Genomic DNA, 12,698 nt, shown 5'->3' with positions numbered 1-12,698 from the left:
GCCAGCGCGGCCCCGTGCCAAAAGAACGAGCGCTTCGGCTGCCGAACGGCGGAGCTCGGGATCCCGGAGGACGCGGGTGGCTCGGGTGGCGCGGATGACTCGGGTGACGCCAGCGGCTCGAGCAGAGCAAGCAGAGCAAGCAGAGCAAGCGGAGCAACGGGCATACGGTCCTCCCGGCGGGCATTGCTGCCCTGCGATCTGCGGATTATCCTGAGGCCGCTGTGTGCCTGAAAGGCGCGGCGATCGTCAACGGAGAACGAACGGCGCGGGCCCTGCGCGCCGTCTGCCGGAATGAAGCCCGAGGTCCCGGGGGGCAGGGGACCGGCAGATCCGTCACACCCAGCACACCGAAGAGGAGCGCGACATGGGGATTTTCGATTTCGTGAAGAGCGGCGTCCGCGAGATGATGATCGCGCGCCCGGACGCGGCGAAGCATCTCATCGTTTACAAGCACCCGGACCAGAACATCCCCTTCTGGTCGCAGCTGACGGTCGACAGCGATGAGTGTGCCCTCTTCTTCAAGGACGGCAGGTACATGGGTTACCTGCCCACAGGGCGCCACACCCTCCAGACCCAGAACATCCCGTTCCTGAACAACCTCGTCAACAAGTTCACGGGCGGGGACGTCTTCATCGCCGAGATCTTCTTCGTCAAGACGCAGCCGGTCCGCGGCGTGCCGTTCGGCGGGCCGCTGGAGTCGATGGAGGACCCCGTCCTCTACGAGTTCGTGACGCCGCGCATCTTCGGCGAGTTCTCGCTGGTGGTGGTCGATCCGGTGCGGTTCGTCGTCGGGTACCACGGGCAGTGCGGCGGCAGCGGCGACAACGACGTCGTCCTGAGCTGGATCAAGGGCAAGTTCTTCATGAGCGTGAAGACCGTGATCGGCCAGGTCTGCGCGCAGCAGCAGAAGAGCCTGCTCAACCTCGGCGGCATGAGCATGGAGCTCGGCGCCCGCATCGTGCAATCCGCGCCGAACCTCGAGGAGATCGGCTGCAAGATCCTCGAGATCGGCAACTTCAACATCAACTTCGCGGCCGAGGACCAGAAGCTCCTCCGCGAGGCGAACAAGGCGCGCGGCGAGGCGCGCCGCGGCATCGGAGTCGCGCAGGACACCGCCCGCGCGAAGCAGTTCGAGCTCGATCAGCGGTTCCAGCAGGACGCGCGGTACGTGCAGCAGCTGGCGGGCAACTGGCAGAACTACGCCGCCGGCCAGGCGATGATGGGCGCCGGCCAGGGCATGGCGCAGGGCGGCGACGGCAGCGGCGTCGCGGGGCTGGGCGCCCAGGTGGCGATCGGCGCCGGCCTGGCGCAGGCGATGAACCCCGCGCTCGCGGCGCAGGGCCAGCCTCAGTTCGTGCCGCCGCACATGCAGCAGCCGGGGGCGCCGCAGGGCTACCCGGGGGCGCCGCAGGGTTACCCGGGGGCGCCGCAGGGTTACCCGGGGGCGCCGCAGGCTGCCCCCGCCGCAGCGCCGTCGATCGAGCAGCGCCTGGAGCGCCTCGGGGAGCTCAAGAGCAAGGGCCTCATCACCGACGAGGAGTTCCAGGCCCGCAAGGCGAAGATTCTGGAAGAGATCTGAGTCCTTACCAGGCGGCGCAGGCCGCCGCGCGCGGCGACCCGCGGGGGGCGCTCCACCGCGGTCGCCAAACTGGCGCCATCTGATCCGAACCACCGAGCGCGCTTTCGGCTAGACTCGATGGGGTGCCAGTGACGCTCCGCATGGCCGGGGATGCTCAGCCCGAGATGACCGCCGGCGAGTCCGAGGCTGCCGAGCTGTTCCATCGGGAAGACATCCCGCGGCTGCACGGAGACGAATCATTTGCTCAGCCTCCGGCGCGCAGCGATGTGCCGCCAGCGCGGAGCGATGTGCCGTTGGCGCGGAGCGATGCGCCGCCAGCGCGCAGCGATGTGCCGCCAGCGCGCAGCGATGTGCCGCCAGCGCGGAGCGATGCGCCGCCAGCGCGTAGCGACGTGCCGCTGCGCAGCGACGCGCCGCCGCGCAGCGAGTTGCCGTTCCGCAGCGACGTGCCGCCGCGCGCAGATACACTGCCAGCGCACGTCGGCGCGCGCCCGGCGCTCCCGCCGCTGCCGGCGCTCCCACCCCTGCCGGCGCGCTTCGACGGGCCGGCGCGCCGGGGGAAGGCGAAACAGACCCCGCGCGCGCGGCGCTGCCCGACCTGCAAGCAGACCTTCTCCGGCGACTCCCGCTTCTGCCCGTTCGACGGCGATCCGCTCGCCGACGCGCCCGACTGGAATCCGTCGGCCGATCCGATGCTCGGGCGCACCATCGACGGCCGCTACGAGGTGCAGGCGGTCGTGGGTGAAGGAGGGATGGGGACGGTGTACGAGGTGCGCCACAAGTCGCTCGGCCGCCTCTTCGCCCTGAAGGTGCTCCGGCGCGACATCGCGCAGGACGCCGAGCTCGTCGCCCGCTTCATCCAGGAGGCCAAGGCGGCCGCGGCGATCGGCCACCCCAACATCGTCGCGGTGAGCGACTTCGGCGCGATCGAGGTCGAGACGGGGCAGGCGGAGCTGCCGTTCTTCGTCATGGAGTTCCTCTCCGGGACCTCCCTCGCGTCGCTGCTGCGCACCGAGAAGACGCTGCCGGCCGACAGGGTCGGGCAGATCATGCTCCAGTGCGCCGCCGCGCTCGGGGCCGCGCACTCCGCGGGCGTCATCCACCGCGACCTGAAGCCCGACAACGTGTACCTCGTCCGCAACGGCGATCAGGAGTTCGTCAAGCTGCTCGATTTCGGCGTCGCGAAGGTGACCGGCGGCAAGCGGCTCACCCGCATCGGCATGGTGTTCGGGACGCCGCACTACATGAGCCCGGAGCAGGCGGAGGGGAAGCGCATCGACGCCCGCGCCGACATCTATGCGCTCGGCGTCCTCATGTACGAGTGCTTCGCGGGGCGCGTCCCCTTCGAGGCGGACACGTACATGGGCGTGCTGACCAAGCACATGTACATGTCGCCCGAGCCGCTCGAGCAGGTGATGCCCGACGCCACCGCGCTCGGCGCGTTCGGCCCGATCGTCATGCGCTGCCTCGCGAAGAACCCCGAGGAGCGCTTCTCCTCGATGGCGGACCTCGTCGAGGCCATCGAGCTCGCCCTCGATCCTCCGGGCCGCGTGACCTCCGTCGCGCCCCCGGGCGAGCTGCCTCGCCACGAGTCGATACGGCCGCGCGCGACCGAGTCGATGCGGCCGCGCGCGACCGAGTCGATGCGGCCGCGCGCGACCGAGGAGATGGTCGCCCCGGGCCATGCGCCTGCGGAGCCTTCCGAGCCGCTCTCGATGGCCGCGCGCGTGGCGATCGCGCTCGCGGCGGTCCTCGTGCCCATCGTCATCGCCCTCGGCGTCCGCGCCTTGCGCGCGCCGGCGCCCGAGGAGCCGCCCGAGGCCGCCGCCGCCGACGCTCCCGGCGGCGCCCTCCCGGCGGAGACGGCGCCCGCCAAGGCGATCGACGAGCCGCCCGCCGCGCCCGCCGTCGCGGCCGCGACGGCGGCGCCCGCGCCGACCGCGCAGGAGCCGCCCCGCACCCAGGGCACAGCCGCCCCTATCCCGGCGAAGCCGACCGCGGCGACGGCCCGTCCGTCGGCGACCGCGGCGCCCACGGCCTCCATGGTAAGGCCGCAAGCCACCGGCGATATCGTCGATCCCTGGAAGCGCTGATCGCCCGATCGGCGCGCGACGAAACCTGGCCTTCCCAGCCGTCCTGTGTGCACGATGGACGACGTCGATCGCCGGGCCCGCGGCCGCGGGACAAGCGATCGACGGCAGCGGCGACGCTCAGGGCGGAGCGCTTGACAGCGTCCGTTCGGGCTCGCCATCCTTCGCGAGGCGGAAACCTCTAGTGGCCAAGCAACAGCTCCTCCTGGTCGACGCGGATCCGCGCAGCGTTCGGGTCCTCGAGGTCAGCCTGAAAAAGGCCGGTTACAGCGTGACCACCGCGAAGGACGGAGCGGACGCTCTCGCGAAGCTCGAGGTCTCCACGCCGGACCTCGTCCTCAGCGACACGCGCCTCCCCAACGTGGACGGATATGCCCTCGTCCGCAAGATGAAGGAGCACGCCGACTGGGCCTCGATCCCGGTCGTCTTCCTCACGAGCCAGCGGTCCATCGAGGACAAGATCCGCGGGCTGGAGCTCGGCGTCGAGGACTACCTGACCAAGCCGATCTTCGTGCGCGAGCTCATCGCGCGCGTGACGCTGCTCCTCGCGCGGCGGACGCGCGAGGGGATCACGACGCGCCACTTCTCGACGACGGGGCGGACCAGGTTCTCCGGGTCGATCCTCGACATGAACGTCGTGGATCTGCTGCAGACGTTCGAGGTGAGCCGGAAGAGCGGGATCGTCCACCTGTCGCACGCGGACAACGAGGCGCAGGTCTACTTCCGCGAGGGCAAGGTCGTCGACGCGACGCTCGGCCGGCTCTGCGGCGAGGAGGCTGTCTACCGCGCGCTCCTGTGGAACGAGGGGACGTTCGAGGTCGAGTTCTGCAAGGTCGACAACCCTGACGGGATCGAGACGTCGACGCAGGGCCTCCTCATGGAGGGCATGCGCCGCGTCGACGAGTGGGGCCGCCTGCTCGAGGCGCTGCCGTCGCTCGCGACCGTCTTCGAGGTCGACAGCGAGGAGCTGCTGGAGCGGCTGAACGAGATCCCGGACGAGCTGAACGGGATCCTGCGCCTGTTCGACGGCAAGCGCACGCTGATGCAGGTGGTCGACGCGTCCCCGTTCGAGGATCTCTCGACGCTCTCGACCATCTCGAAGCTCTACTTCGAGGGGCTGCTGGTGCCCGCCGCCGCGCTCCCGCCCGACGACGTGGTGCCGAGCGAGCCGGAGGCGGCGTTCCATGACGAGTTCTCGCCGCTCTCGTCGCCGTCGAGCGCGCGGCGCTCCAACTACCCCGAGGGGAGCCCGGGGAACGCCGGCTCCGACGACCTCGAGGACGCCGCCGTGGTCCCGGCGCCGCTCTCGAACCGGGTCTCTCCGGCGGTGCTCCCGCGCTCCCGGCCCGGTCACGAGCTGCACGCGCCGGCGGGGGACCCCGACGCGGAGTCCCCCGGGCGCCCCGTGACGACCCGCAGCGCGGTGCACGGGCCAGGGGCGGTCGGCCGAGCGGCCAGCGCGAGCGCCGCCGTGGCGCGATCCGCGCTGGAGGGGGCGCGCGCGCCGTCGGAGCCGCCGCGGAGCGCCGTGTCGGCCGCGACGGCGCGCTCCGGCGCGGCGGGGGGCCGCGCGCCGTCGGAGCCGCCGCGGAGCACCGTGTCGGCCGCGGCGCGCGCCGGCGCGACAGGGGGCCGCGCGCCGTCGGAGCCGCCGCGGAACGCCGCGGCGCGCCCTGTCGCGGCGGGGGGCCGCGCGCCGTCGGAGCCGCCGCGGAACGCCGCGGCGCGCCCTGTCGCGGCGGGCGGCCGCGCGCCGTCGGAGCCGCCGCGGAACGCCGCATCGCCTGCCGAGGCCGCCCGGGTTACGCGGCCGCGCGCCGAGGTCGATCTCGACAAGGACACCACGCTCGCGAGCAGCGATGAGGCCCCGCTCACGCGACCGCTCGTGACGCCGCGCAGCTTCGCGCAGAAGCAGCGCTCCACGAGGAGCGACAGGCCCGTGGCCGCGGTCGCTCCCGCCGAGCAGCGCGTTCGCTCCACGCCTCCGGAGGCGCCCGCAGCGGCGCTGCCCGAGCCCGCGGCGCCGCCCGCGCCCGCAGCGGCGCTGCCCGAGCCCGCGGCGCCGCCCGCGCCTGCGGCGGCGCCGCCTGCGCTTGCGGCGGCAGCGGGCGTCGCGTCGCCCGCTGGCGAGGAGCGCACCCCGGCGGCGTCGACGAGCCCCACGCTGCGCCCCCGCCCGCCGAGCGACGCGCCGCCGCCCGTCGCCGTCCCGCGCGCGGCGGAGCGTGCGCAGGCGCCCCAGCCCGTCGAAGCGAGGGCCGAAGAGGCGCGCCCGATCGAGGCCTCCCCGCCGCCGCTGCCGGTGCCGGACGCCGCCCTGGCGGCGAGCCCCGCGGCGGCGCCGGACGACGCGCCTCCTGGCGACCCCGGGCCGATCAGCGAGAGCGAGCGCTTCTTCCTCGGCGGCGGGGTGGACGCGCCGGAGGGAATGGCGGCGCGGGAGCATCCCTCGGCCGAGGACGCCGACACGACCGCCGGTGCGGTCGAGGCCACGCTCTTCGGGCCCCGCCACGAGGAGCGCCGGGCCCGCATCGCGCGGATCGTCGCCGGCCTGGTCACGGCGCTCGCGCTCGGGGCCGCCGGCGTGTGGCTGGTCGGCCAGACGGGGCGCCCCGTGCCAGCGGCGCCGGTCCATGCGCCCTTGCCGGAGGAGGGGCCGGCGGGGCAGCACTCCGCGGCGGTGCCCGCAGCGGCTCTGGCCGCGTCGGAGCCGGAAGGAGAGCTGGCGGCCGCTGCCGCGGAGGGGCTCGCCGCGGCGACCCCCGCCGACGCCCCGGCGGGCCAGCCGGCCGCGCCGGCCTCGGCGAGCGCGCGGGCGAAGCCTGCAGCGGCGAGCCCCGCGCCGGCCGGAGCGCCTTCCGAGCGCGCTTCGCACGCGCCGACCACCCACGCGGCGCCGCCGAGCGCGGCGGCGACAGCGGGCCAGGCCGCCGCGCCGACGCGGGAGCCGGAGCCCTCGGCTGCCCCGTCTGCGCCTGCCGCGTCCGCGCCTGCCGCGCCCGCGCCTGCCGCGCCCGCGCCTGCCGCGCCGGGCGAGGAGGGCGGGCCCCTCTCGACGCGCGTGATGCGCGCCCTGGAGTCGGGGCAGACCGGCAAGGCGGTGCAGCTCGCGCAGCAGCTCACGGCCGCTTCCCCGGGGAGCGCCGCGGCGTGGCACCTGCGCGGCGCCGCCGAGCAGGCGGCCGGGCGCGGCGGGCGGGCCTCGTTCCGCAAGTGCGCCGAGCTCTCCTCGCCCGAGTCCTCGCTCGGCGCCGAGTGCCGCGCGCTCGCCGGCATGCCGTGAGCGTGCGGCCCGCGCTCAGCGCGACCGCGACCTGAGCCGGGGATCGAGGGCCAGGGCCGCCACATCGAGCGCCACGGTGGCGAGCACGATGGCGGCCGCGGAGAAGAGCACCGTCCCGACGATGAGCGGGCCGTCCCGGTTCTGGAGCGCCTCGACCGCCATGCTCCCGACGCCGGGCCAGCGGAAGAGCTTCTCCGTGACGATCGCGCCGCCCGCCAGCGCCCCGAGGTCGAGCGCGGCGAGCGTGGCGAGCGGCAAGAGCGCGTTGCGCAGCGCATGGACGACGAGCGCGCGCAGGCGAGAGGCGCCCTTGGCGCGCGCGGTGCGGATGAAGTCCTGGCGGAGCAGCGTCCGGAGCTCCTCGCGGACGATGCGCGCGTAGAGGGCGCTGCCGAACACGCCGAGCGTCAGCGCCGGCAGGACGAGGGAGCGCAGGTGATCCGCCGCTGTGGCGCCGTACCCGTCGTACGGCAAGAGCCGGAGCTTGTAGGCGAGCACGTACTGGAGCGCCGGGCCGATCACGAAGGTCGGCGCGCTCGCGCCGAGCAGGGTGGCGCCCAGCGCCGCGTCCTCCCAGGCCGTCCCGCGGCGGACCGCCGCGACGATCCCGAGCGAGAGGCCGAGCAGGAGCTGCACGAGCAGGGCGGCCAGCGCGAGCTCGACGGAGCGCGGCACCTTCGCCTCGAGCAGATCCACGACCGGCTTGCGGTAATGGAAGCTGTAGCCGAGGTCGACGTGCAGGCCGAGCGGCCCCGCCGCGCAGCTGCGGTGCTCCGGATCGGCGCGCGCGCCCGCGCGGGCGGCAGGGGCGCTGTCGTCGCCGCCCCCCGCGGGGCCGCGGTGGACGAGCCGCCGGACGAACCGCGCGAACTGCACGGGGACCGGGCGATCCAGCCCGTGGATGGCCCGCGCGCGCTCGAGGTCCGCCGCCGAGGCCTGCGGTCCGACGAGCATCCGCGCGGCGTCTCCCGGGAGGAGGTACGCTATCCCGAACGAGACGGCGGTGACCCCCGCGATGACGATCGCGGCCCAGCCGAGGCGCCGGAGCAGGCGCGCGAGCGCGGAGCCCACCGCGGAGGCGCGGCCCGATCGGGGCGTGGAGGCACGGCGCGCGCGCGGGGTGCTCATCGGGGGAGGGCCGCGCGCGCGAGCAGCGCGCGGAGCGGCGTCGCGGTTCGTGGCGCGGCCGCGCGCGGCCCGCCGCCGGCCCCGGGCCGCGCGGACGGGTCGAGCCAGACCTCGTGCAAGCGCGACGTGAGCGCGGCGGCGCCCTCGTGGCCGCGCACGTAGGGGTGCCAGAGCTCGAGCTGCCGCGCCGTGTACGTGGGCACCCACGGCGCGCGATCGCGGACGATGCGCTCGGCGCGGTCGTACAGCGCGAGGCGCCGCGCGCGATCCTGCTCGGCGTGGGCGGCGTCGAGCGTGCGATCGAGCTCCTCGTCGCTGAAGAAGGCGTAGTTCTGCGAGCCCTCGTCGCGGATGGCGCGCGTGGAGAGCGTCGGCTCGAAGACGCTCGCCGGGTCGGGGAAATCGGCCTGCCACCCGACCCAGCCCATGGGGACGGCGCGGCGCCGCGAGGCCTCGGCGAGGTACGTCGCCCAGCTGACGAGCCGCAGGCGGACGCGGAGGCCGATCCTGGCGAGCTGCTGCTGGACGATCTCGCCGATCGCCTGCTCCAGCGTGTCCGGGACCGCGATGTAGTCGATGACGCCCGGGTAGCCGCCCCTGCCGGTCGCCGGGTCGTACGGGTAGCCGGCCGCGGCCATCTGCGCGAGCGCGCGCGGGAGGTCGTGCTGCCGCATCGGCGCGTCGCGCGGGGGGCCCGGGATCGACGGCGGCAGCACCCGGTCGAGCGCGAGCAGATCGGGGCGCACCTTCTCGAGCACGGTCGGGTCGAGGGCGAACGCGACGGCGCGCCGGACGGCGAGCTGGTCGAACGGCGCGAGCTCGGTGTTGAGGAAGACGGCGTTGGTCCTGTCCCGCGTCACCCAGCGCCTGCGCCCCTCCCACCCGGGCGCGGCGCGGTAGGCCGCCGCGTCGATCGCGGTGAGATCGCGCAGGACGTCGAGCTCGCCCTCCTCGAACTTGTAGCGCTGGGTCGTCGCGCGCACGCCGGTCTGCCACGCGATGGCGTCGAGGTACGGCAGGCCCGGGCGGAAGTACCCCTCGTGGCGGGCGAGCCCGATGCCGCCGTCCTGGTCCCACCGCGCGACGCGGAACGGGCCGGCGCCGCACGGCGGCGGCGGGCTCGCCGCGTCGACCGCGGCCCCGGACGAGGGGCACACCGGCGCCATGAACGCGAGCGTCATGAGGGGCAGGAACGTCGCGTCCGGCGCGCGCAGATCGATCGCGACGGCGTGATCGCCGAGCACCCGCACGCCGGCGAGGTGCGGCGCCGCGCCCGCGTGGTACTCGGCGAAGCCCTCGATCATGTCGTACTGGCTCGCGCCCGGGCTCGGCGTCCTCGGGTGGAGCGTCCGCTCGATCGAGCGCTTCACGTCGGCGGCGCGGAGCTCCGCGCCGTCGTGGAACCGCACGCCCTCGCGCAGCGTGAAGACGTACGTCCGCCCGCCGCGCTCCACCTCGATCGCGCGCGCGAGATCGGGCGTGATGCGGCCGGCCTGGTCCCACGTGACGAGGCGGGCGAAGACGAGCTCCGCGACGGTGCTCGAGAGCTCGTCGTAGGCGATCGCCGGATCGAGCGCGCGCGCGTTGACCGTTGTCGCGAGGCGCAGCGTCCCGCCGCGCACGGGCGCGCCGGGCGCCGGCTCGCCGCCGAGTGGCGCGCGGACGCCGCCCGCCGAGCCGCCCGAGAGCAGGAGCAGCGCCGCGGCCGCGACGAGCAGATCGACCGGCAGGCGACGGCCGCGCGGGAGCGCCGCGCCGGCCGGATCGAGCGCGTCGCGGAGCCCCTCGCTCGCGCGGTGGAAGCCGAGCACGGCGAGCACGATGGCGAAGCCCGGCGCGGCCACAAGGAGCGGCCTTACCCCGAGGTACGGCTCGGCCTCGTGCAGCATGCGGCCCCAGGTCGCGGTCGGCGGCTGCGCGCCGACGCCGAGGTAGCCGAGGGCGGCCTCCGCGAGGATCATCTGCCCGGCGCTGATGGTCGCGAGCGCGAGCAGCGTCCCGCCCACGTTCGGCAGGACGTGCCGCCGGACGATGTGCAGCGGCCCCGCGCCGAGCGCGCGCGCCGAGGCCACGAAATCGCGCTGCGCGAGCTCTGCGGTCTTGGCCCGGACGACCCGCGCCGCCCCGGTCCACCCCGTGAGGCCGAGCACGAGCAGGATCGTCCCCACGTCCGCGCGCCCCACGGCGACGCCGATCGCGGTCACGAACAGGAGGTACGGCAGGGCGAGGATCACGTCGACGAGCCGCATGAGCGCGCCGTCGAGCGCGTCCGCCCGCGTGCCGGCGGCCATGCCGGCCGTGACGCCGACGAGCGCGCCGAGCCCCGTGGCGAGGGCCGTGGACGAGAGCGCGACGGCGAGCGAGAGCCGCGCGCCGTGCGCGAGGCGCGCGAGCAGGTCGCGGAAGAGCGGGTCCGTCCCGAGCCAGTGGGCGGCCGACGGCCCGGGCGGCGCGCCGGAGGCGTCGCGGGCCAGGGTGAAGTCGCTCGCGTTCGGGTCGTGGGCGATGACGGCCGGCCCCACCGCGGCGAACAGCGAGAGCAGCGCGACGATCCCGAGGCCGAGCAGCGCCGAGCGGTCCCCGAGGAACCGCCGCGCCGCGTCCTCGCCGAGGACGGCGCGCCCCGCGCGCCCGGCCGCTCGCGCCGCGCCGCGCGAGAGCCGAGCCCAGCGCGCCGCCGCCGTCACCGCTTCCCTTCGAGGAACTGCGTCACGAGCGCGACGAACTCCCCCGGCCGCTCCTCGTGGGGCGAGTGCCCGGCGTCCATGATCTCGAGCATCGCGCCGGAGATCTCGCGGGCGAGCCGCTGCGCGCTCGCCGCCGGGAAGATGCGGTCGTCGCGCCCCCACACGACGAGGGTCGGCGCCGTGATCCGGGTGAGGCGCGCGACGACGGGGCGCGCGTCGAGCACCGCGCGCAGCACCGCGTGCGCGCTCTCGCGCGCCGAGGGGGCGTTGAAGAGATCGTAGTGTCGGTCGATGCGCGACAGCGGCACGGCCGCGTCCGCCCGGAACACGTCGTCGCGGAAGTACGACCGGAACGTGCCGCGGCCGTGGAGCTGCTTGAAGACGATGCCGCCCACGACCGGCAGGAGCGGGAGCTTCATCTTGAAGCTCATCGGGAACGGGTAACAGAGCGCGTCCTCCAGGACGAGCCGCTGCACGAGCTCCGGGTGGTTGGCGGCCAGCGTGATCGCGACGGCGGCGCCCATCGCGTGGCCGACGAGGTGCGCGCGGCCGACGCCGAAGGCGGCGATGAGGTCGGCCACGGCCTCGGAGAACGTCTCGATGCCGTAGGCGTACCGCGCCGGGCTCGGCTTCTCGCTCTCGCCGAAGCCCGGCAGGTCCGGGGCGATGACGTGGAACCGCTGGGCCAGCGTGTCGATCACGTCATCGAACTCCAGGTGGCTGACGAGGAAGCTGTGGATCAGCAGCAGCGCCGGGCCGTTGCCCGCGCCGGCGACCAGGACCCGCATCCTGACACCCCGGGCGGTGACATCCCTGATGACGCGTTCGACGGGTCGGGGGGCGGCGGGAGAGGCCGAGCCCCGACCCTCGCTGGCGAGGGCTTTGGCCATGGTGGCGGCGAGACTATCAGCCCTTTTGTCTGAAAGGACCGATGTGTGTCAGGGTACGGGGCATGCCGCTCCACGAGCCCCGCCGGGTGTCGGGCGCCCCCCTGCTCGCACCCATTGCACCGAGCGTCGCCTTTTTCCCACCCCGGCCCCCGACCCGCGCCGTGCCGGGCGGGCCGACGCGTCGCTCCGACGGACGAAAAATGTCCGAGGGATGTCAAGAACCCCGGCAAAGCACCGCGTCTCGCGACAGCCACACAATAATCGTAGTCGCGTCAATTGACTGTATTCCATTCAGTGGAATAGAGTCGCCCGCGTCGGTTGGGTAGGGCCTCCGGCAATCGATGGGAGGACCGGTGCAGAGGATCCCTGAGGAGGTGCTTGATCGCATCGAGCGGGAGCACGCCCAGGGGATCACATCGAGCGATATCCTCGAGCTGTTCGCGGCTCATGGCATCAAGTTCAGCGAGGCGACGCTCCGGAAGTATGTGCAGCTCGGCTTGCTCCCGCGCAGCGTGCGGGTAGGGCGCAAGGGCAAGCACCAGGGCTCGCAGGGGATGTATCCGGCCACGGTAGTCCGCCAGGTTCAGCGCATCAAAGAGATGATGGCCCAGGACTACACCATCGAAGAGATCCAGCGTGAATTCCTGTTCGTGAGAGGTGATATCGAGGAGCTCGAGCGCACGATGGCCAAGGTCTTCAATGCGCTCAGGGATGCGGCCAAGGAGAGGCGGAGCGAGACGAGCGGCAGGGCGATAGCCCAGGACCTCGCGAGCGCGGAGTCGCTCGCGCGGGAGCTCGTCGCCAAGCTGGCGTTGATAGAAGAGCGCTTGATGGCGCAAGCGCGGCTCACGAAACAGGCGGCTTCCTCTTGAGGGGCCGAGTCGCGGGGCTTTCGTCGTCGTGAAGTACATGGGGCCGCGGGCGCGGCCCCGCCTGGGTTTGATGCGATCGACGGGACGGGCATCGGCTCGTTTCGTCGCAATTTTTTAGGGACGGCATCCGGCTTTACGTCGGGCTTAAGGAGCGGATCCCTCTGCGCTC

At 74.2% G+C, this 12,698-nt stretch carries 7 protein-coding genes; 4 read left to right on the top strand and 3 right to left on the bottom strand.

The features are described 5' to 3' along the window. The first annotated feature begins 364 nt into the window (after positions 1-364). The 3 genes from WMF34_RS18900 to WMF34_RS18890 all read left to right on the top strand — a co-directional run bounded on the left by WMF34_RS18900 (position 365) and on the right by WMF34_RS18890 (position 6,952). On the top strand, positions 365-1,579 hold the full coding sequence (locus WMF34_RS18900) for an SPFH domain-containing protein (RefSeq protein ID WP_012236281.1): 1,215 nt from the start codon (positions 365-367) through the stop codon (positions 1,577-1,579). A gap of 392 nt (positions 1,580-1,971) precedes the next feature. Continuing rightward, positions 1,972-3,672 carry a serine/threonine-protein kinase gene (locus WMF34_RS18895; RefSeq protein WP_437994107.1) on the top strand — a complete coding sequence of 567 codons (1,701 nt, stop codon included), beginning with the start codon at positions 1,972-1,974 and terminating at the stop codon, positions 3,670-3,672. 181 nt (positions 3,673-3,853) lie between these two features. Next, a complete protein-coding gene (locus WMF34_RS18890; RefSeq protein WP_437994106.1) occupies positions 3,854-6,952 on the top strand; it encodes a response regulator in 3,099 nt (1,032 codons plus the stop codon). Between the two features lie 15 nt (positions 6,953-6,967). On the opposite strand, the gene WMF34_RS18885 is transcribed toward WMF34_RS18890, so the two are convergent. Genes WMF34_RS18885 through WMF34_RS18875 form a run of 3 tightly spaced genes read right to left on the bottom strand, consistent with a single transcriptional unit; the run spans position 6,968 to position 11,555 of the window. After that, positions 6,968-8,080: an ABC transporter permease gene (locus WMF34_RS18885; protein WP_012236278.1), complete on the bottom strand. Its 1,113-nt coding sequence runs from the start codon at positions 8,078-8,080 to the stop codon at positions 6,968-6,970. Then, a complete protein-coding gene (locus WMF34_RS18880; protein WP_437994105.1) occupies positions 8,077-10,767 on the bottom strand; it encodes an ABC transporter substrate-binding protein in 2,691 nt (896 codons plus the stop codon). The genes WMF34_RS18885 and WMF34_RS18880 overlap by 4 nt, the downstream gene beginning before the upstream one ends. Beyond that, positions 10,764-11,555 (bottom strand): alpha/beta fold hydrolase, encoded by a 792-nt coding sequence (locus tag WMF34_RS18875; RefSeq protein WP_437994104.1) that lies wholly within the window; start codon positions 11,553-11,555, stop codon positions 10,764-10,766. The genes WMF34_RS18880 and WMF34_RS18875 overlap by 4 nt, the downstream gene beginning before the upstream one ends. 476 nt (positions 11,556-12,031) lie before the next feature. On the opposite strand from WMF34_RS18875, the gene WMF34_RS18870 reads away from it, so the two are divergent. Beyond that, positions 12,032-12,529, top strand: a complete 498-nt coding sequence (locus tag WMF34_RS18870; RefSeq protein ID WP_437282555.1) for a MerR family transcriptional regulator — start codon at positions 12,032-12,034, stop codon at positions 12,527-12,529. Positions 12,530-12,698: the final 169 nt, after the last annotated feature.

Source organism: Sorangium sp. So ce145, from assembly GCF_051525985.1.
In the GTDB taxonomy this organism is placed as follows: Bacteria; Myxococcota_A; Polyangia; order Polyangiales; family Polyangiaceae; genus Sorangium; species Sorangium cellulosum_B.
The sequence above is the reverse complement of the archived record's forward strand: the minus strand, read 5'-3'. Positions and strand labels throughout refer to the sequence as shown.

Excerpts from the sequence above, each read along its gene's own strand:
- WMF34_RS18900 (WP_012236281.1), top strand. The coding sequence starts at position 365 with ATGGGGATTTTCGATTTCGTGAAGAGCGGCGTCCGCGAGATGATGATC.
- WMF34_RS18885 (WP_012236278.1), bottom strand. The coding sequence starts at position 8,080 with ATGAGCACCCCGCGCGCGCGCCGTGCCTCCACGCCCCGATCGGGCCGC.
- WMF34_RS18875 (WP_437994104.1), bottom strand. The coding sequence starts at position 11,555 with ATGCGGGTCCTGGTCGCCGGCGCGGGCAACGGCCCGGCGCTGCTGCTG.